At 70.2% G+C, this 19,730-nt stretch carries 17 protein-coding genes; 3 read left to right on the plus strand and 14 right to left on the minus strand.

What is annotated here, in order from left to right; all coding sequences use genetic code 11:
• Window positions 1–33: 33 nt before the first annotated feature.
• From queG to HYV93_13680, 8 genes are all read right to left on the minus strand, one after another.
• Complete coding sequence (queG, locus tag HYV93_13645) at window positions 34–1,563, minus strand: tRNA epoxyqueuosine(34) reductase QueG (protein MBI2527013.1); 1,530 nt, start codon at window positions 1,561–1,563, stop codon at window positions 34–36.
• Window positions 1,560–2,186: a class I SAM-dependent methyltransferase gene (locus HYV93_13650; protein MBI2527014.1), complete on the minus strand. Its 627-nt coding sequence runs from the start codon at window positions 2,184–2,186 to the stop codon at window positions 1,560–1,562. The genes queG and HYV93_13650 overlap by 4 nt, the downstream gene beginning before the upstream one ends.
• Before the next feature lie 16 nt (window positions 2,187–2,202).
• Window positions 2,203–5,667, minus strand: coding sequence for a methionine synthase (gene metH / locus HYV93_13655; protein MBI2527015.1), 3,465 nt, complete (start codon window positions 5,665–5,667; stop codon window positions 2,203–2,205).
• 71 nt (window positions 5,668–5,738) lie between these two features.
• Window positions 5,739–7,442 carry a dihydroxy-acid dehydratase gene (ilvD, locus tag HYV93_13660; protein MBI2527016.1) on the minus strand — a complete coding sequence of 568 codons (1,704 nt, stop codon included), beginning with the start codon at window positions 7,440–7,442 and terminating at the stop codon, window positions 5,739–5,741.
• 209 nt (window positions 7,443–7,651) lie between these two features.
• Window positions 7,652–8,296: a polysaccharide deacetylase family protein gene (locus HYV93_13665; GenBank protein MBI2527017.1), complete on the minus strand. Its 645-nt coding sequence runs from the start codon at window positions 8,294–8,296 to the stop codon at window positions 7,652–7,654.
• A gap of 32 nt (window positions 8,297–8,328) precedes the next feature.
• Window positions 8,329–9,477, minus strand: a complete 1,149-nt coding sequence (locus tag HYV93_13670) for a glycosyltransferase (GenBank protein MBI2527018.1) — start codon at window positions 9,475–9,477, stop codon at window positions 8,329–8,331.
• Window positions 9,474–9,902, minus strand: coding sequence for a hypothetical protein (locus HYV93_13675; GenBank protein ID MBI2527019.1), 429 nt, complete (start codon window positions 9,900–9,902; stop codon window positions 9,474–9,476). Before HYV93_13675 ends, HYV93_13670 begins: the two co-directional genes overlap by 4 nt.
• Window positions 9,903–9,912: 10 nt before the next feature.
• Entirely contained in the window at window positions 9,913–10,365 is a 453-nt protein-coding gene (locus tag HYV93_13680; protein MBI2527020.1) for a MaoC family dehydratase N-terminal domain-containing protein, read from the minus strand.
• Between the two features lie 242 nt (window positions 10,366–10,607).
• On the opposite strand from HYV93_13680, the gene HYV93_13685 reads away from it, so the two are divergent.
• Window positions 10,608–11,702: a TRAP transporter substrate-binding protein gene (locus HYV93_13685; protein MBI2527021.1), complete on the plus strand. Its 1,095-nt coding sequence runs from the start codon at window positions 10,608–10,610 to the stop codon at window positions 11,700–11,702.
• Between the two features lie 63 nt (window positions 11,703–11,765).
• On the opposite strand, the gene HYV93_13690 is transcribed toward HYV93_13685, so the two are convergent.
• A complete protein-coding gene (locus tag HYV93_13690) occupies window positions 11,766–13,109 on the minus strand; it encodes a TRAP transporter large permease subunit (protein ID MBI2527022.1) in 1,344 nt (447 codons plus the stop codon).
• 1 nt (window position 13,110) lies between these two features.
• On the minus strand, window positions 13,111–13,587 hold the full coding sequence (locus HYV93_13695) for a TRAP transporter small permease subunit (GenBank protein ID MBI2527023.1): 477 nt from the start codon (window positions 13,585–13,587) through the stop codon (window positions 13,111–13,113).
• Window positions 13,588–13,814: 227 nt separating this feature from the next.
• On the opposite strand from HYV93_13695, the gene mqnE reads away from it, so the two are divergent.
• Complete coding sequence (gene mqnE / locus HYV93_13700; protein ID MBI2527024.1) at window positions 13,815–14,918, plus strand: aminofutalosine synthase MqnE; 1,104 nt, start codon at window positions 13,815–13,817, stop codon at window positions 14,916–14,918.
• Window positions 14,915–15,994 (plus strand): dehypoxanthine futalosine cyclase, encoded by a 1,080-nt coding sequence (gene mqnC, locus HYV93_13705; protein MBI2527025.1) that lies wholly within the window; start codon window positions 14,915–14,917, stop codon window positions 15,992–15,994. Before mqnE ends, mqnC begins: the two co-directional genes overlap by 4 nt.
• Window positions 15,995–16,134: 140 nt before the next feature.
• On the opposite strand, the gene HYV93_13710 is transcribed toward mqnC, so the two are convergent.
• From HYV93_13710 to HYV93_13725, 4 genes are all read right to left on the minus strand, one after another.
• Window positions 16,135–16,962, minus strand: a complete 828-nt coding sequence (locus HYV93_13710) for an ABC transporter substrate-binding protein (protein ID MBI2527026.1) — start codon at window positions 16,960–16,962, stop codon at window positions 16,135–16,137.
• 144 nt (window positions 16,963–17,106) lie between these two features.
• On the minus strand, window positions 17,107–17,652 hold the full coding sequence (locus tag HYV93_13715; protein MBI2527027.1) for a hypothetical protein: 546 nt from the start codon (window positions 17,650–17,652) through the stop codon (window positions 17,107–17,109).
• A gap of 63 nt (window positions 17,653–17,715) precedes the next feature.
• Window positions 17,716–18,072, minus strand: a complete 357-nt coding sequence (locus HYV93_13720; GenBank protein MBI2527028.1) for a hypothetical protein — start codon at window positions 18,070–18,072, stop codon at window positions 17,716–17,718.
• A 54-nt stretch (window positions 18,073–18,126) separates the two neighbouring features.
• On the minus strand, window positions 18,127–19,500 hold the full coding sequence (locus tag HYV93_13725) for an MmgE/PrpD family protein (GenBank protein ID MBI2527029.1): 1,374 nt from the start codon (window positions 19,498–19,500) through the stop codon (window positions 18,127–18,129).
• Window positions 19,501–19,730: the final 230 nt, after the last annotated feature.

Genomic DNA, 19,730 nt, shown 5'->3' on the forward strand with positions numbered 1-19,730 from the left:
GCGCCCGGCCGTCCCGGCTCGAGGCACGACCGGTCACAGGGGCTCCGCCCCGGCGAAGGTGGCACCGGCGCGCTTCAGCTCCTCGAGCGCCCGCGCTCCGTCTCCGGGCTGGATGTCCACGGCGCGGATGGCGTCCTCCAGCACCACCACCTCGAAGCCCTCGCGGAGGGCGTCCAGCGCCGTGGCCTTGACGCAGTAGTCCGTGGCGAGCCCGCCGACGAAGAGGCGCTTGATCCCGCGCGCGGCGAGGATGCCAGCGAAGGGACGGCTGTCCGGCGCCTGGCCCTGGAAGCAGGAGTAGGCGTCTTCATCCGGATCCATCCCCTTGGAGATCACGGTGGTCCCCGCCGGCAGGCGCAGGGCGGGGTGGAACTCGGCGCCGCCTGTCCCCTGCACGCAGTGCGCCGGCCAGACTCCACCGAAGGCCTTGAAGTGCCGGGTCCGCGCCGGATGCCAGTCGCGTGAGGCGAACACCGCCGCCCCGGCCCCGGCGACGTGCGCCGCGTAGCGGTTGAGCGGCTCGACCACCCCGTCACCGTGGGGGACGGCGAGCGTGCCGCCCGGGCAGAAGTCGTTCTGGACGTCGACGATGACGAGGGCGTCGCGGGCCGGATCGACCATGGGGGTGAGCTCCTTTCTGTTGCTCTGGCGGTTGCGGAGCGCGATCGCGGCGTTCCTCCTCAGGCCCGCCGCCCGAGGGCGAAGCAGCGCCGTGCCGGCGAACCGGCGCCGGAGGGCCGCGTCGTCCATCTGGAGCAGCGCCTCGGCACCCGGGTACGGCGCTGCCGGACGGAAGGCTTCCTCGCGGGTGACGGGCGCCTTCCGGTTCCACGGGCACACGCTCTGGCAGAGGTCGCAGCCGAACTGCCACTGCCCCATGCCTGCCGCGAGCGCGGGCTCGATGGGGCCCCGGTGCTCGATGGTGAGGTACGAGATGCAGCGGCGGGCGTCGAGGAGCCGCGGGGCCGCGAAGGCCCCCGTCGGGCAGGCATCCAGACAGGCGCGGCAGGAGCCGCAGCGGTCGGGCAGTGGCGGATCGTGCACCAGCTCGGCGGTGGTGAGCAGCACGCCGATGAAGAACCAGGAGCCCAGCGACGGGCTCAGCAGCATGGTGTTCTTGCCGACCCAGCCGAGTCCGGCGCGGGCCGCCAGCTCTCGCTCCAGCACGGGACCGGTGTCCACGTAGGCGCGGCTCTCGGCGGAGGCCGCCTCGCGCAGAAGCGCGGCCAGCGCCTGGAGCCGCGGGAGCATGACCTCGTGGTAGTCGCGTCCCCACGCGTAGCGCGCCACGGGGGCCCAGGACCCGTCCGCGATCCGGCCCTGATGGTAGTTGAGCGCCACGCAGACCACGGAGCGCGCGCCGGGGAGCACGCGTCGCGGATCCAGCCGCTCCTCCAGGCGGCGCTCCAGATAGGCCATGGTCCCGGCGCGACCGGCCTCGACCCAGCGGCGTAGCTCGTCCCCGTGCGCCGGCGGATCGGCGGCACCGACCGCGACCGCGTCGAAGCCGAGGGCCAGCGCGCGCGCCTTCACGGCTGCCGTGAGCGTGGCGACCGTGATCACGGTTTGCGCGCCTTGACGAGGAGGTGACTGCGCGTGAGCGTCCGGCCGCCGCCCTCGAGGAAGGCCAGGTACCGGTGCCATCGGCCGTCGGCCTTCCAGAGGTCCGCGAGGCCCACGGCGGCCGCCAGCCCCGCCTCGACGGTCTCGAACCGCTGAACCTCGCGCTCCAGCTCGACGGCCTCGGGCAGGAGCCCGCCCTCGCGCAGGACGTCGGCCATGCGCTCCTCGTCGTAGGCGAAGCGCGAGACCTTCCCCGTCTCCTGCCACTGATCCACGTGAAAGGCCACCATTGCGAGGCAGGAGCCCGACCGGAGCGCGCGCGCGGCGCGCTGGATGATGGCATCCGAGACGCAGAGGTGGGCGACGATCAGGTCGGGGTGCCAGCGGCCGTACTCCTCCTGCTCCACGTCCGCCTCGTGGAACTCCGCCCTGTGAAGCCCGGCCGCCCTCGCCCGCCGCCGGGCCTCCGCCACGAGGGAGAGATCCCGGTCCAGACCCACCACCCATCCCGCCGCCTCCGCCAGCGGGAGCGCCAGTCTTCCCCACCCGCAACCCACGTCGAGGATCCGCTTCCCCCTCAGCCCCTCTTCCTCGAGCAGCGCCCAGAACCTCGGACTGATCACGGCCGGGGCGGGCGCCTCACACGTCATCGGCCTTGAAGTACCTGGCCTCCGGGTGGTGGAAGACCAGGGCCGACACGGAGGCCTCGGGGTCCATCATGAAGCCCTCGGTCAGGGTGAGCCCGATCTGCTCCGGGTGCAGCAGGTCGAAGAGCAGCCGCTGGTCGGCGAGCTCCGGGCAGGCCGGGTAGCCGAAGGAGACGCGGATGCCGCGGTAGCGGCCCTTGAGCCGCTCCTCCATGGTCAGCTCGGCCGGGTCGGGGAAGCCCCACTGGGTCCTGAGCCGGGCGTGGACGAGCTCGGCGAACGCCTCGGCGCACTCGATGGCCAGGGCCTGCAACGCATGCGCCCGCAGGTACTGGCCCGCCTCCTTCCACTCCTCCGCGCGCTCTCGCACACCAGCGCCGCAGGTCACGACGAAGAGCGCCACGGAATCGGGCTCGCCGGACTCGACGCCCCTCACGTAGTCCGCCAGGCACAGGCGCTCGCCGCCCGCCTGCCGCGGAAAACGGAAGCGCGCCACCTCCCGGCCGCCGTCGTAGAGGACCAGAGTCTCGCCGGAGGAGCGCGCCTCGAAGAAGCGGTACAGCCCGTCGGCCCTGAGCCAGCCGCGGGCCGCCGCCTCCCGTTCGAGCTCCTCGACCATACCCAGCAGCTCCACGGCCTTCGGATCGCGCTCGGCCAGGAGGCGGGAGACAGGGCCCCGGAGCCCCAGGTGCTTGCCCAGGAGCATCTGGAGATTGAGATAGGGATAGATGTGACCCAGGGGAACCGACCGCAGCACATGGAGATCCAGATCCGGCGGGACCGGCACGGAGACAGTCCGTGAGACGGACGGGCCCGCCGGGGTCGCCGCCGCCGGGACCGGGAGGCGCGCAGCCCCCCCGGGGGTGCCGGCGCGAAGGGCCGCCTGCTCCTCGCGAAGGGCGGCGAGCAACGCTTCCCGCGTCGTCGCGCCGAAGAGGCGATTGGCGAGATCGAGCCCGTCCATGGCGTCCTTCGCGTACACGGTCGGCCCCGCGTACTCGACTGCGATACGCGTGGCGGCGAACTTCCGCGTGAGGGCGGCGCCACCCACGAAGAGCGGGACCTCGATCCCCGCTGCGCGCAGATCCTGGGCGGTGGACACCATCTGCTGCGCTGACTTGACGAGGAGACCCGACAGCCCGAATGCGTCGGGCTTGTGGCTGTGGTAGGCGGCGATCAGGTCCTCGGGCGGCACCTTGATCCCGAGGTTGATGACGCGGTAGCCGTTGTTCTTGAGGATGATCTCCACCAGGTTCTTGCCGATGTCGTGCACATCGCCCTTCACCGTGGCCAGCACGAGGGTGGCCCGCGTGGCGCTCTCCGCGCGCTCCATCCGCGGCTCCAGGTGCGCGACGGCGGCCTTCATGGCCTCCGCCGACTGCAGCACCTCGGCCACGATGAGCTGGTTGTCGTTGAAGAGCCGGCCCACCTCCTCCATCCCTCGCATGAGCGGGCCGTTGATGATCGCCAGCGGCGCCGCCTCCCGGAGCTTGAGCTCCAGGTCCTCGACCAGCCCGTCGCGCGAGCCCTCGACGATGTAGCGGGCCAGCCGCTCGTCCAGCGGCAGCGCGCTGCCGGCCGCCCGCGCGGCCCGTGTCCGCCCACGGAAGTGAGCGACGAAGGCTCCCAGCGGATCGGCGCCGCGCATGTGGATGAGATCCTCGGCCAGCCGCCGCTCCTCCTCGGGGATGGAGGCATAGCGATCGAGCCGCTCGGTGTTCACGATGGCGTAGTCGAGTCCCGCCTTGGTGCAGTGGTGGAGAAACACGGCGTTGAGCACCTCGCGCCCCGCGTCCGGGAGCCCGAAGGACACGTTCGAGACCCCCAGGATGGTCTTCGACGAGGGGAAGCGGGCCTTGATGGCGCGGAGCCCCTCGATGGTCTCGACGGCCGACCCCACGTAGTTCCTGTCCCCGGTTCCCAGCGGGAAGACCAGGGGATCGAAGACCAGGTCGCGCTCGGGCAGGCCGAACTTTTCCGTGAGGAGCCCATGGGCGCGCTCGGCGATCCTGAGCTTGCGCTCCCGGGTCAGCGCCATCCCCTGCTGCTTGTCCTCGTCGATGCAGCCGACCACTGCCGCGCCCCCGTAGGCGCGCAGCAGCGGCACCACCCGCTCGAAGCGCTCCTCGCCGTCCTCCAGGTTGATCGAGTTCACGATGGCCTTGCCCTGGCACAGGCGCAGCGCCCGCTCGATCACGGCGGGGTCCGTGGAGTCGATCATCAGCGGCACCTTCACCTTCCGGGTGAGCCGGTCGAGGAATCGCTCCGTGTCGGCCATCTCGTCCCGGTCCGGGTTGGCGAGACAGACGTCCAGCACCTGCCCCCCGCCGCGGACCTGGGCCCTGCCGATCTCGGCGGCCTCCTCGAACTTCCCCTCGACGATGAGCGCCTTGAACCGGCGCGAGCCGATGACGTTGGTGCGCTCGCCCACGAGCACCGGGCGCGTGTCCTCCCCTGGGTACAGCACCTCGATGCCGCTGACGGCCGCCATCAGGACGGCTGCGGGCCGGCGCGGAGGCCGCCCCTCCGCCAGCGCCGCCAGCAACCGGATATGAGCGGGAGTGGTCCCGCAGCAGCCGCCGATCAGGTTCACCCACCCCTCGTCAACGAAGCGGCGCATCTTGAGCGCGAGGCTCTCGGGCGTCTCCTCGTAGTGGCCATGCTCGTCCGGAAGCCCCGCATTCGGGTAACAGGAGACGAAGCACGTCGCCAGCGCCGACAGCGAGCGCAGGTGGTCGGTCATGAACTCGGGGCCGGTGGCGCAGTTGAGCCCGATGGAGAAGAGATCGAGATGCTCGAGCGAGGCGTGGAGCGCCTCCACGCCCTGCCCCGCCAGCATCGTGCCCATGGGCTCGATGGTCCCGCTCACCATCAGCGGCAGCCGGGTGCCGGCCTCGTCCATGGCGCCTCGGACACCGAGGGCCGCCGCCTTCACGTTGAGTGTGTCCTGGCAGGTCTCGAGCAGCAGTGCGTCCACCCCTCCCTCGATGAGGGCCCGCGCCTGGAGGCGATAGCCCTCCATCACCTCGTCGAAGGTGACCCCCCCCGTGACCGTGATCGTCCGCGTGCCCGGCCCCATGGCCCCCACCACGAAGCGAGGCCGGGCGGCGCTCTCTCGCGAGGCCGCGGACTCTCGGGCCAGCCGAGCGGCCGCCAGCGTGATCTCGTGACAGCGCGCCGCCAGGCCATACTCTGCAAGCACATAGGGAGCGCAGCCGAAGGAATTGGTCGAGATCAGGTCCGCGCCCGCATCCAGGTACACCTCGTGGATGGACCGGATCACATCAGGACGGGTGAGATTGAGGTGCTCGTTGCACCCTTCGTAGGACGCGCCGCCGAAATCCGAGGCGCCGAGAGCACGGGCCTGGATCATGGTGCCCATGGCACCGTCGAGGACGAGGATGCGCCGCCGGCAGGCCCCCGCCAGCAGGGCGGCGCGGGAGGAACCGACCGTCATGCGGTCATTCTAGCATCCGGCCCGCGGGCGCCCCCGGCCCCTGCGCCACGCGCCCGATCCGCCTTGGGTTCTCAGCCGGTGACGGCGCCCTCGGAGGCGTTGGAGACGGTCCTGGCGTACTTGTGGAAGACGCCGCTCGTGTAGCGCGGCCTGGGGGCCTTCCAGCCGGCGAGGCGCTTCTTCAACTCGGCCGCGGTGATCTCCAGGTCTACCCGCCGCTTCTTCACATCGATATTGATCATGTCGCCGTTCCGCACCGCCGCGATGGGCCCGCGCTCGAAGGCCTCGGGCACGACGTGGGCGATCATGAAGCCGTGGGTGGCGCCGGAGAAGCGCCCGTCGGTCATGAGGGCCACCGTCTCCCCCAGTCCCGCTCCCTGCAGCGCCCCCGTGACGTGGAGCATCTCGCGCATGCCGGGGCCGCCTCTGGGCCCCTCGTAGCGGATCACGATGACGTCGTTGGCCTTGATCTTGCCTTCCTTCACTGCCTTGAAGGCATCTTCCTCGCGCTCGAACACGCGGGCGGGACCCCGGTGGCTGACCCTGGCATGCCCCGAGAGCTTGATCACGCAGCCGCCCGGCGCGAGGTTGCCCCGGAGGATGGCGATGCCGCCCGTGGGCTTCAGCGCCTGCGCCAGCGGCCTGATCACCTTCTGGCCCGCGGGCTCGCGGGCGGCGCCGATCTCCTCGCCGATGGTGCGTCCGGTGACCGTCTTCTCCTGCGTGTGGATCAGCCCGGCCTCGACGAGCCGCTTGCCCACGACCGCCATCCCCCCCGCCTCGTGCATCTCGGGGGCCGTGTAGGCGCCCCAGGGCTTGAGGTCGGCCAGCACGGGGGTCTTGCGCGACAACCTGTCGAAGTCGTCGATGGAGAGCTTGAGGCCGAATTCCCAGGCCGTGGCGGGCAGGTGGAGCACGGAATTCGTGGAGCCGCCCGTGGCCAGGACCCCGGCGATGGCGTTCTCGAAGCTCCTGCGCGTGATGAGCGAGCGTGGCGTGATCCCCTTCCGCACGTGCTCCATGACGAGCCGGCCGCACTCGAAGGCGACCTCGTCCTTTCGCGGATCCGGGGCCGGGATGCCGTTCCACCCCATGGGAGAGATGCCGAGCATCTCGTAGGCCGTGGCCATGGTGTTGGCGGTGAATTGACCGCCACACGCCCCCTCGCCCGGGCAAGCGTGGTCCTCCACGTCCTTCAGCTCCTCGGCCGAGATCTTCCCGGCGTTGTAGGCGCCGAGGGCCTCGAAGACGTCCTGGATGGTCAGGTTGCGGTCGGAGAAGGGCCCGCCCGCCCCGCAGCGCCCGAACATGATGGAGCCGCAGTAGAGCATGAGCCCGGGGATGTTGAGCCGCCCGAGCACCATCGCCATGGCGGGAATGGTCTTGTCGCAACCCGAGATGGTCACGAGGCCGTCGAAGAGGTGGCCGCGCGCCACCAGCTCCACCGAGTCGGCCACGACCTCGCGGCTTATCAGGGAGGCCTTCATGCCCTCGGTGCCCATGGTGATGCCGTCGGTGATGGCGATGGTGTTGAGCTCGATGGGCGTGCCGCCCGCCGCGCGGACCCCCTGCATGACCTTCTCGGCGAGCTTCCGGTGGTTCCAGTTGCACGGCATCGTCCCGATCCACGCATGCGCCACGCCGATCTGCGGGCGGGAAAGATCCTCGTCCCGGAAGCCGACGGCTTTCATCATCGCCCGTGCCGGCGCGCGGTCGGGGCCTTCGAGGAGGAGGCGGCTCTTCTGGCGTGGGTCCCAGGGCTTGGTGGGCGGCATGTGGCTGGCTCCTTTACCTGGCGCGGGCACCCGGGCTCACGCCCGCCCGCGCCCGCCGCATCTTCGCTGCCGGTCACTCCCTCGCGCGGCGCCCGGCGCCGTCACCCCGCCCGGGCACCCGGGCTCACGCCCGCCCGCGCCCGCCGCATCTTCGCTGCCGGTCACTCCCTCGCGCGGCGCCCGGCGCCGTCACAGCGACGCTGGCGATTCTACAGCAGGTCGCGGAGCGGGACCAGGGCATAGCCCCGTCCCCGGAGCGCCTGGATGAGCGCGGGCAGCCCCTCGACGAGCCGCGTGCCCGCTCCCGCCACGCCGTCAGCGTCGTGCAGGTCGAGGATGGCCCCCGGCCCGACACGGCGCGCGCTCGCTTCTACCTGCTGCGCCGCCGGCACGGCACGCCGGCCTTCGGTCTGCACCGACCAGAAGACGCAGGGTGTGGCCAGCCGGCGGAGCACGGGGAAGAGCGCCAGGTTGGTCAGGCCCCACGGTGGCCGGAAGAAGCGCGGGGTCCGGCCGGCCGTCTCGGCGATGGCGGCATGGCCCCGTTCGACCTGCCGCACCGTCTCCGACGGTCCGCAGAGCCAGAGGCTCCGGTGGCTCCACGTGTGGTTTCCGAGGTCGTGCCCCTCGGCGGCGATGCGCCGGACCACCTCGGGCGCACGCCGGGCCCGCTCCCCGATCAGGAAGAAGGCTCCGTGGATCCCGTGGCGGGCGAGGATGTCGAGGACGCGGGGCGTGTGCTCGGGATCCGGCCCGTCGTCGAAGGTCAGCGCCGCGGCCCGCTCGCCCCGCCGTCCCCGCCAGATGCTCCCGAGCGTGAGGAGGTGAGAGCCCCAGGTGTAGCCCGCCCACATCAGGGGCGGCGCGAGCAGCCAGGGGCTCGCCGTCACGAGGCCCGTTCCCGGACAACGGCAGGCTGCGTCAGCACCAGGTCCACGATGCTCCGGGCGGCGTGCGGGCGCCGGTACATGCGGATCCTCTCGCGGATGTCCCAGAGCAGCACCGGGTCGCGCAGCGCAGCCGCGATGACCCGATGGAGCTGGGCCTCGGAGCTCGCCACGAGCGCCACCCCCGCCATGGCGGCGAATCGCTCGTTGCGCGCCTCCTGCCCCGGCAGCGAGCCGAAGCAGATGACGGGCAGCTCCGCGGCCAGCGCCTCGGCGAGGGTGAGCCCGCCGGCCTTGCTCACCAGGAAGTCGGCCGCCCCCATGAGCTGGCGCACGTTGTCCACGTAGCCGCACACCTTCACCCGCGTCTCGTTGCCCGCCACGAGCCGGCGCAGCCGCGCCTCGAGCGCTTCCTCGCGGCCGGTCACCACCACGGCCTGGAGCGGCTGCTCCATCTGGAGGAGCTTGCGGGTGGCGACCTCCAGCCGGCCGAAGCCGCCGCCCGAGCCATCCATGAGCAGCAGGACGGGCAAGCGCGGGGAGAGACCGAGAGCGAGCCGGGACGCCGCGCGGTCCGTCGCCTGGGCGAACTCCGGTCCCACCGGGACTCCGGTCACCACCACTCGCTCTCGCGGCACGCCACGCGCCGTGAGATCGTGGGCGATCTCCTCGGCGGGGACGCAGTAGCGGTCGACGTTGGGGTCGATCCACTGGGTGTGGGCCACGAAGTCGGTGAACACCGTCGTGTGGGGCGGGATCGGCACCCCGCGGGAGCGCAGCACCGAGAGCGCGGCCACGGGGGTCGGATGGACCGAGACCACGTGGTCGGGGGCCTGGGCCAGCACGTGCCTCCTGAGCTTCCTCGCGCCGAGCCGGTTGAAGCCCATCAGGAGCGGCGAGGTGACGCTGAGCTGATCGCCGAGCCAGTACGCGGCTCCCCACAGGAGGGGGGTCCGGCGAAGCATGGCGTAGTAGAGCCCCCGGCTCGCCCGGTCGAAGCCGGGATGCACGAGATCGTGGAAATGGTCCAGGACCCTCGCCACGGCGCCCGCGCGCCGGAACTCGTCGACCAGCGTCTGGGCCACGCGGTTGTGGCCGGAGCCATAGGAGGCGGTCAGGACCAGCACGCGGGGCGGACGCCCGGTCATGGCCGAGGGCGCCGCGCCACCAGCAGGGTGAGTCTGCCGGACTGGACGATCTCGCCTCGCTGGTTCAGGATGTCCCGCTCCTCGACGATGATACCGCCCTCCCGCATGGGGCGCTTGACGAGGGTCCGCGAGCGGCTGCGGATCGTGTCGCCGATCCGCGCCGGCTGGAGAAAGCGCCACTCGAAGCCCATGAAGGCCAGGACCACCAGCGGCGGCCGAGGCACCCGCCAGCCGAGCCCCGAGGACATGCACAGCGGCAGCAGATCGGGCACTGCTCCGGGGTCGAGCGCCCTCCGGGCCTCGGTGACACCCGAGAAGAGGGCCACGTGCGCCTGGGTCAGCGTCATGCCTGGTGTCTCCAGGGGAACGCCCACCTCAACGTCCTCGAAGTAGGCCTGACGCTGATCCGGCACGAGGGCAGCCATCGGCGTCGGTCTAGCCGCCCCGGCGCTGGACGGCGTGCTCGGTCTCCCCCTCCTGCACCACCTCGCCGCGCTGATTCAGCACGGTGCGCGCGATGGTCACGATCCCCGACCCGGGACCGGCGGCAGCCTTCTTCGCTGCCACGCGCGCCCGCACGTGGATGGTGTCGCCGATCTTGATGGGTCCCTTGAACTTCCACCTGAGCCCGCCCAGCGACTCGCCGGCCCAGGCTGGCATGTCCCGGGCGAGGAGGCCTTGCTGGATGGAGAGTCCGAGGAGACCGTGAGCGATCCGCTCGCCGAAGAGCGAGGCCTTCATGTGCTCGGCGTCAGTGTGCAGCACGTTGTAGTCGCCGCTCAGCCCCGCGAAGATCACGATGTCGGCCTCGGTGACAGTACGAGCGGGGGAGATGTACTCCTCGCCGACCCGGATGTCCTCGAAGTGCACCGTCTCTCCGACGCTCACGAGGCGGTAGCATAGCACGCGAGCCCGCGGCCCCGGAACCGCCCAGACTCGCCGGCGGCTCCGCCTCGTCTGGGCTCGCTCACGCTCGCCCGGCCTCCCATATCCGCTCGCCTCGCCTCCGGCAGCGCCTCGCCCTCCTCGCTTGACCCGACGGGGCGGGCAGGGTGTGGTATCCTCTGGCCGCCGATCACGGGCCGCCACATCGCGGCCAGGGGCGCATCCTATACAACACGGAGGTGTCTATGGAAGGTCGCAGACGGTTCATCCTGAAGGGGGCCGCGCTCGCGGCCGCCGGCGCCGCCACGGCGGTGAATGCCCCCAACGTCATCGCCCAGCCGAAGTTCCAGTGGCGCCTGTCCACCACCTGGCCCCCGGCGCTCGACGTGCTCCAGGGCGGCGCTCAGCGCTTCGCCAGAATCGTCGACGAGATGAGCGGCGGTCGGCTGAAGATCCAGGTCTTCGCCGCCGGGGAGCTGATGCCGGCCTTCGGCTGCTTCGACGCAGCCTCCCAGGGGACCATCGAGGCCTTCAACGCCGCCCCCTACTACTGGGCAGGCAAGGAGCCGGCCCTGCAGTGGTTCTCCGCCGTCCCCTTCTCCTTCAATCCCCAGGCGCAGATGAACTGGTACATCCACGGCGACGGGCTCAAGCTCTGGGAGGAGATCTACGCCACCTTCAACCTCGTCCCCCGCCCCGGCGCCTCCACCGGCTGCCAGATGGCCGGCTGGTTCAGGAAGAAGATCAACACCACTGCCGACTACAAGGGGCTCAAGATGCGCATCCCCGGCCTCGGCGGCAAGGTGGTTGCCAAGGCCGGCGGCACCGTGGTCCTGACGCCCGGCGGCGAGATCTACACTGCGCTCGAGCGCGGCACCATCGACTCCACTGAGTGGGTGGGACCCCACGACGACATGAAGCTCGGCCTGCACAACGCGGCCAAGTACTACTACTACCCCGGGTGGCACGAGCCCGGGACCACCGGGGAGTACAGCTTCAACAAGAAGGCCTACGACTCCCTGCCCGTCGATCTCAAGCGCATCCTCGACTACGCATGCCAGTCCATGCAGGTCCACACCTTCATGGAGTACGAGGCCAAGAACTTCATCGCGCTGCAGAAGCTCAAGACCGACTTCAAGGGCAAGGTCGAGCTGGTGGCCTTCTCCAACGCCATCCTCAAGGACCTCAAGAAGATCTCCGACGACGTCATCAAGGAGGAGTCGGAGAAGAGTCCGCAGGCGAGAAAGGTCTACGCCTCCGTCAAGAAGTTCGAGAAGGCGCTGAACGACTGGCGCCTGCTCTCCGAAGCGGCCTACCACGCGCAGATCGCCGCCCTCTAGCGGGCGACGGCGAGAGCAGCCGGGGGGGGCGGAGCCCGAGGGGCTTCGCCCCCTTTTCCGTCTCTACCCCCGGAAGACGGTGAAGAGGGCCCGGACCAGCTGCGGGAAGGCGATGACGATGGTGAGCCCGATCAGCTGGAGGATCACGAAGGGGACCACGCCCTTGTAGATGTCCTGGGTGGTGATCTCGGGCGGGGCCACCCCGCGGAGGAAGAAGAGGGCGAAGCCGAACGGCGGCGTGAGGAACGAGGTCTGCAGGTTCACGCCGATGAGGACCCCGATCCACAGGGGGTCGAAGCCGAAGTGGGTCACGAGCACCGGGGTCAGGATCGGCACATGGATGAAGCAGATCTCGAAAAAGTCGATGAAGAAGCCCAGCGCGAAGATCACGAGCATCACGACGGCGAGCACCCCGTAGGGGCCGAAGGGCAGTCCCAGGAGGAAGTTCTGGATCAGGTGGTCGCCGTTGAGCCCCCGGAACACCAGGCCGAAGCAATTGGCTCCCACCAGGATGATGAAGGCGAGGCTCGTGATGCGCGTGGTGGTCTCCATCACGTTCCTGAGCATGGCCCAGGAGAAGCGCCGCTTGAGCATGGTGAGGATGGTGCCCCCGGCCGCCCCCACGGAGGCCGCCTCGGTGGGCGTGGCGATCCCGGCAAAGATGGAGCCGAGCACGCCGACGATGAGCGCGAAGGCCGGGATCAGCGCGATCGTCACCCGCTTGAGGGCCTCGCCCTGGAACTCCCTGAGCTCCTCGGCGGGGATGGCCGGCGCCAGCCCCGGTCTGAGCCGCCCCAGGATGACGACGTAGATGATGTAGAGGCCCACGAGGACCAGGCCGGGTAGCACCGCCCCGATGTAGAGGTCCCCGACGGACACCCCCATGATGTCACCCAGGAGCACGAGGATGATGCTCGGCGGGATGATCTGGCCGAGCGTCCCCGAGGCGCAGATGGTGCCGCTGATCAGCCGCTTGTCGTACCCCCGGCGCAGCATCGTCGGCAGCGACACCAGCCCCATGGTGATGACGCTGGCGCCGACGATGCCGGTCGAGGCGGCCAGGATGGCGCCCACCACGATCACCGAGATCGAGATGCCCCCGCGCATCTTGCCAAAGAGGAGCGCCATGGTCTCGAGCAGTTCCTCGGCCAGCCCCGACCTCTCGAGGACCACCCCCATGAAGACGAAGAGGGGGACGGCCATCAGCGTGACGTTGGTCATGGTGCCCCAGATGCGCAGGGGAAGAATGTCGAAGAAGTTGGCGTTCAGGACGCCCAGCCCGACGCCGGCCATGCCGAAGAAGAGCCCCGTGAACGTGAGGCTGAAGGCCACCGGGAAGCCGAAGAAGAGGAAGGCGATCATCCCGATGAACATCAGGCCGCCGAGCGTCTGGTCGAGCGGCAGCATCTCAGTGGATCTCTTTCGCCCGCCGCTCAGGCTCTTCCCACCCCTTCAGGACGTAGAAGTTCTTCACGGCCTGGGAGAGGCCCTGCAGGGTCAGCAGCCCGAAGCCGATGATGATCATGCTCTTCAGCAGCCAGCGCGCGGGGATGCCGCCGGGATCGGGCGAGCCCTCGTTGACCATGAAGGAGTTCCTCAGGAACGGCCAGGTCGTGATGAGGATCATGAGGCACGACGGAAAGAAGAAGATGAATAGGAAGATGAAGTCGGACTTGGCCTTCTTCCGCGGCGCCCAGCGCGAGTAGATGATGTCCACGCGCACGTGCTCGTCGTAGAGCATGGTGTAGCCGGCGGCCAGCAGGTAGCACACCGCGAACAGGTGCCACTCGAGCTCCTGGGTCCACACCGCGCTGTGGTTGAACGCGTATCGCAGAACCACGTCGCCGAACGTGACCAACACCATGGCCAGCATGACCCAGGACATCGCCCGGCCGATGTGCTCCTGGACCAGGTCGATCTTCCGCGCAAGTCTTCTGAGTGGCGATTCCACGCAGTCCTCCGCAGGCGTGAGACGGGTTGGCAGCCGGGGGATGTGCGCCACGCCCCCCTCCCGTCCGGCCAAGCAGCGGCGCGGGCGGGATACATTGACCGAAGGGTCAGTCGCCCCTAGAATCAGAGCGGCTGGTCCGTCCGATCCACCGGGAGGATAGCATGCCTGTCGTGAAAGAGCGCCGGCTCCTGCTGCGAGACCGGCTGCTGGTCCCCGTCTGGGAGAAGGTCCGCGCCGGGGAGCGCCTGTCGCGGGAGGACGGCCTCCTTCTCTTCGAGAGTGAGGATCTCCATGGGGTGGGGAGCCTCGCCGACCACGTCAAGGCCCGCCGGTACGGAGAGCGGGTGTTCTTCGTGATGAACCGCTACGTCAACCCCACCAACGTCTGCGTCCTCTCCTGCGCCTTCTGCGACTTCACGCGGAAGAAAGGTGAGGCCGGCGCCTTCGAGAACTCCATCGAGGACGTGCTGGCGATGATCAAGCCGGGCACCCGCGAGGCCCACATCGTGGGAGGGCATCACCCCGACTGGCCTTTCGAGTACTACGAGCGCCTCATCGCGGCCATCCACGCCTCCCGTCCCGAGACGCAGATCAAGGCCTTCACGGCGGCGGAAGTGGACTTCTGGTGGCGCCGCTGGAAGATCGAGCCCCGCGAGGCGCTCGCGCGGCTCAAGGAGGCGGGGCTACATTCCATGCCGGGCGGGGGCGCCGAGATCTTCTCCCGGCGCCTGCAGAAGCGGCTCAACTTCACTGGCAAGGCCGATGCCGACCGCTGGTGCGAGATCCACGGGATCGCGCATGGGCTCGGCATCAAGACGAACGCCACCATGCTCTATGGCCACGTGGAAACGCTCGCAGAGCGCGTGGATCACCTGCTGCGGCTCAGGGAGCAGCAGGACCGCTCCGGGGGCTTCCTCACCTTCATCCCGCTGGCCTATCAGGTGGGCAACACGAAGCTCGTGCCCCGCCAGACTCCGCCGACCGACGATCTCAGGACCATCGCCATCTCCCGGCTCCTCCTCGACAACTTCCCCCACGTGGAAGCCTACTGGGTGATGCTCGGCGAAGAGACTGCCTCGCTGGCGCTTCACTTCGGCGCCTCCGACGTCAACGGCACGCTGGAGGAGGAGAAGATCGCCCACATGGCCAAGGCCGAGAGCCCGGCGGGGCTCGCCCGCGAGCAGATCCTCCGGATGATCCGCGACGCGGGCAAGACTGCCGTGGAGCGTGACGCCCTCTACAACGTGGTGCGGGTGTGGAGCTGAGCCCGCAGGAGGCGATCCGGGAGAAGGTCGAGGCGGGCCGGCGCCTGGAGCGGGCCGAGGGCCGCTGGCTCCTCACCGAGGCGCCGCTGCTGGACCTCGGCAGCCTCGCCCAGGCCGCCCGGTTCCGGCGCCTGCCAGAGCGCCGCGTCACTTTCGTCGTCGACTCCAACCCGAACTACACCAATGTCTGCGTCACCGACTGCCAGTTCTGCGCCTTTTACCGCAAGCCCGGTCACCCGGAGGCCTGGACGCTGGGCGTCGAGGAGGTGCTCCGAAAGGTCGAGGCCGCTGCGCGCGACGGCGCCACGACCGTGCTGCTGCAGGGGGGTCACAACCCGGAGCTGCCGCTGGAGTACTACCTCTCGCTGGTCCGGGAGACCCGGCGGCGCTTCCCGTCGGTCACTCCCCACTTCTTCACGGCCTCGGAGATCCACACCATGGCCGGGGTGAGCGGGCTCGACGTGGCCGGAGTGATCGGGCGCCTGAAGGAGGCCGGGCAGACCACGCTGCCCGGCGGGGGGGCGGAGGTGCTCTCCGCGCGCGTCAGGACCCGCATCGCGCCCAAGAAGGGCGGGCCCGACAGCTGGCTCGAGGTGCACCGCGAGGCCCACCGCCAGGGACTCAGGTCCACGGCCACCATGATGTACGGGCACGTGGAAGAGCCCGAGGACATCCTCGACCACTGGGAGGCGATCCGGGACCTCCAGGACCAGCACGGCGGGTTCACGGCCTTCGTACCGTGGTCGTTCAAGCCGGGACACACGCTCCTCGAGAAGTGGATCAAGCACTACCAGGGACCGAGCGCCTACCTCCGCATGCTCGCCGCCGCCCGCCTCTACCTCGACAACTTCCAGCACATCCAGGCCTCGTGGTTCTCCGGGGGCAAGCGCACCGGCCAGGTCGCGCTCTCCTGGGGCGCCGACGACTTCGGCGGGACGCTCTTCGAGGAGAACGTGCACGCGGCCGCGGACTACGTGAACCGGACCACCGTGGCGGAGATCGTGACCCTGATCCGCGAGGCCGGCTTCACGCCGGCCCAGCGCACCACGACCTACGAGATCCTCCGCGAGTTCTAGGGGTCAGGTCTTGCAATCCGACACGTAGCCCTGTCCCCGCCCCTGCTGTCCGCCCGGCGGTACACGATGACGAGTACGCTGACCCCGTATCACGATGCAGGGCCGCGGCCGCGCCGATGTCGTAATGCAAGACCTGACCCCTAGATGGGGTCAATGGGGGGGATCTCGGAGATCAGGCCCCGGGCATGCGCCATCTGGTAGAGCCGGAGGAGCGCGCCGCGCCCGTCGTCACCCAGCCGCCGCGTGTACTCGTTGACGTACATGAGGACGAAGCGGCGGCAGGTCTCCTTGTCGATGCCCCGCCCGTACTGCATGGCGTACTCGAGAGCCTCGTCGAGATGGGCGTAGCCGTACTCGATGGAGTCGCGAAGGCCCTGGGAGATCGTCCGATGCAGCTCCTCCCCCAGATCGCGCCGCATGACGTTCACGCCAAGTGGCAGCGGCAGGGCGGTCTCCTTCTCCCACGCCTGCCCGAGATCGAGCACCTTCACGAGCCCCATGGCGGCGTGCGTGATCTGCCCCTCGTGGATCAGGAGGCCCAGATGCGCCTGCCCCTCGAGCACCGCCCTCGGGATCTTGTCGAAGGCGACCTCGATGACCGGCGGGTCGCCGCAGTACAGCCGCAGCAGCAGCGCCGCGGTGGTGTGGCTGCCGGGGATCGCGACCACGTGCTGGGACACCCTCGCGGGATCCATCGGCTCCCGGGCAACGAGGATGGGGCCGTAGCCCTTCCCCATGGAGGCCCCCGGATCCATGAGACGGTAGCGGTCGGCGATGAGGGTGTAGGTTGCGGCCGAGACTGCCGTGACCTCGAGCTCCGCGGTCCTCGCGCGGCGGTTCAGCGACTCGATGTCCTCCAGGACGTGCTGCACATCGAAGCCCGGGAGACGCACCTTCCCCGCGTTGAGCGCATGGAACATGAAGGCGTCATCAGGATCCGGGCTGTGACCGATACGGATGACAGGCATTGCCTCTCCTCGTGACAGAGCTCGCGACTCGCGACGGCATTCCACAGGCGCCGCGCTGGCATGTGCCCAGAAAGGGTATCACAGGGGCCCGGCGGGCCCCATCGTCACGGGCGCCGCCACCTCGCAGGGCGCCCGGCGGGGCGGCTAATCCTCGATCGAGAGGAGGTTCCAGCCCGGCCCGGCGACGGCTCCATCGCCCGGAGCGAAGTCCACCCGGAAGTCGCCGGCCTTGATCGCCCGCAGGATGGCGTCGGGGGTCCGTGGGGCGTCCACCTCGATCCACGCCCGGCCGTAATCGGCGTCGCGGTGCGAGTCGTCCGTGGCAATCTTCGGCAGGCCAATGGCCTCCACATCGTATTCGGCCTGGTAGATCCCCGTGTCACTCAGCTCCACCGCGTGGATGGGCACGCCCGCCGCGGTGAGCGTCGCGATCCGCCGGAGCGTCTCGTCCACGGTCAGCTTGTAGCGGCCGGGGTGGTTGAGCACGAAGAGCGTCTCGTGCTCGCCGAGGATCTTCCCCACGTGCTGCGAGAGCGGGCGGTAGTCCAGCTCTATCCCGCTCAGGATGAGCATGCGGTCGTCGCCGGCGGGGATGCGGAACCAGTAGTCGTCCGCGATCCGGTCGTCGTGATCGGTGATGGCGAGGAAGTCGTAGCCGAGATCGCGGTAGCGGGCCACCACCTCGTCCACCGGGCGGCGCCCGTCGGAGAGCGTGGTGTGGGCGTGCAGGTTACCCTTGAGCAGCGGCGAGGCTCACTCCCAGACGAGGCTGAAGCCGAACCCGAACCAGCCGCTCGTCTCGTGCTGTACGATCCCGTCCCCGCGGCCGGCCGGCGCGGTCCAGGCCGACAGCCCCACCTTCTTGACGGGGCCCGAGACGGGAGCGGCAGTCAGGGGCTCGATGAAGGCGGGCTCATGACGCACGCGCACGTCTTCTCTGTAGAACTCCGCTTCGCGGGGCCGCGTGGCGTCGCGCACGGCCGGCCCCGGGGCGAGGATCTGGAATCTCGGCTCCGGGGAGGGCGCCCCCCGGGCCTGCTGCGCGAGACCGGGGCCCGTCCAGAGCAGCGCCAGCAAGCCCCCCGCCGCGACGAGAAGAACCCTGTTCATGAACTCATGATGGCAGATCGGTCAGGTCCAGGCAAGGAGAAGCGGCGGCCCGCGTCAGTTGCGCGCGCAGAGCGCCGCGAGGGGGCCCAGGTCGGCAGCGCCCTCGAGGCCGAGGACGGCCTTCTCGAGCTCGGCCACCTGCGCCGGAGCCAGCGCCCGTGAGGCGTTGTCGCGGAACTTGTCCACCACCTCCGCCTCGCTCAGCGGGAGCTCCGGTCCGCCCCGGTTGTGGTCCTGGCGCGCTTCGAGAAGGCTCCCGTCCACGAGCCGCACGCGGACGCGCCCGGGAAAGGTCTTCGGGAACGGTGACTCCGGATCCACGGTGTAGCGGACCCGCCGCGCCAGCTCCAGCGCGCCGGGATCCGAGAGGCGCTCCGCCGAGAACGAGGCCACCCCCACTCGCTCGTCCAGCAACCCTGCGGCCACGGCGAATGGCAGGCTGAACTGGGCCTCGTAGGCCGTGCGCGGCCGCCGCTTGGCGGCAGCGGGCTCGCAGACGATGGGCACCTCCCCCTGCGGGACGATGCACTCGATGTCCGCCACCGACGCCGCGCTGACGCCGGAGTCCCGCCTGAGGCGGGCGGCCGCGTCAACATAGGCGTGGTTGTAGTGGCAGCAGGGATACGGTTTGAAGGAGATGCGCAGCGTTTCCCACTCCCGGCCGAGAGAGTCGAGGAGGGGCGCCAGGTCTGGCGCCTCGCCCAGGGCGGCCCGGTAGAACCCGAAGCGCCCCTCGAGGCCCGTAGCCGGACCGCTGAAGCCCCCCTTTGCAAGGCCTGCCGCGAGCAGTCCCGAGTGAGCCGCCCACCCCGGATGCACCCGTTTCACGGGGGAGCCGTCCTCGAGGAACTCCATCACGCCCGAGGCGAAGCTGGCGGTGATGCCCATGGCCGCCGTGATCCCGCTCTCGTCGAGGCCCAGGCACCGGCCGGCGGTGACCGCGGCCGCGAAGGCCCCGCACACGGCCGTGGCGTGCCAGCCCCGCTCGTGGAATCGCCCCGGCGCCGCCATGCCGATCCGCGTCACCGTCTCGTAGCCCGCCACCAGCGCGATCAGCGCCGACCGGCCATCAAATCCCTCGGACTGGCCGAGGGCCAGGATCACGGGGACGAGCACGGCGGAGGCGTGGGTGATGGACGGCGAGTGGGTGTCGTCGAAATCGAGACCGTGGGCCAGGCAGCCGTTCGCGAGAGCCGCCAGCGGCGGCGTGGCCGTGAGCGGCGAACCGATGACGACACACGGGCCGCTGCCCCCCCACTGGCGCGCCAGCGAGAGCACCGGGGCGGCAAGCTCCTCTCTGGAGGCCGCCAGCGCACAGCCGATGGTGTCCAGGACCCGGAGCGCCGCATTGTCCCGGACGGCCGAGGGAATTGCCCCGGCGTCGAGGCGCGCGGCAAAGCAGCCCAGGACTTGCGCCGCTGTCGCCATGAGGCTACGACCGCACGGACAGCGGCACCGGCCGGCGGATCCGCCCGGGCCGCGCCTGGGCCGTGTCCGCCCGGATGCTCGGATTGATCATGGCGGGTATTGTCGGTGAGTCCCGCAACCGTCGTCAAGGCGCGCCAGATCCCTCTGCGCCGGCGCATGGTGTAAACGCTCTATGGCCAGGCGGCGCGAGCGTTCTCGAGCCGAGCTCCCGGCCAGGCGAGAGCCGTCTC

Source organism: Candidatus Rokuibacteriota bacterium (assembly GCA_016188005.1).
Taxonomy (GTDB): domain Bacteria; phylum Methylomirabilota; class Methylomirabilia; order Rokubacteriales; family CSP1-6; genus UBA12499.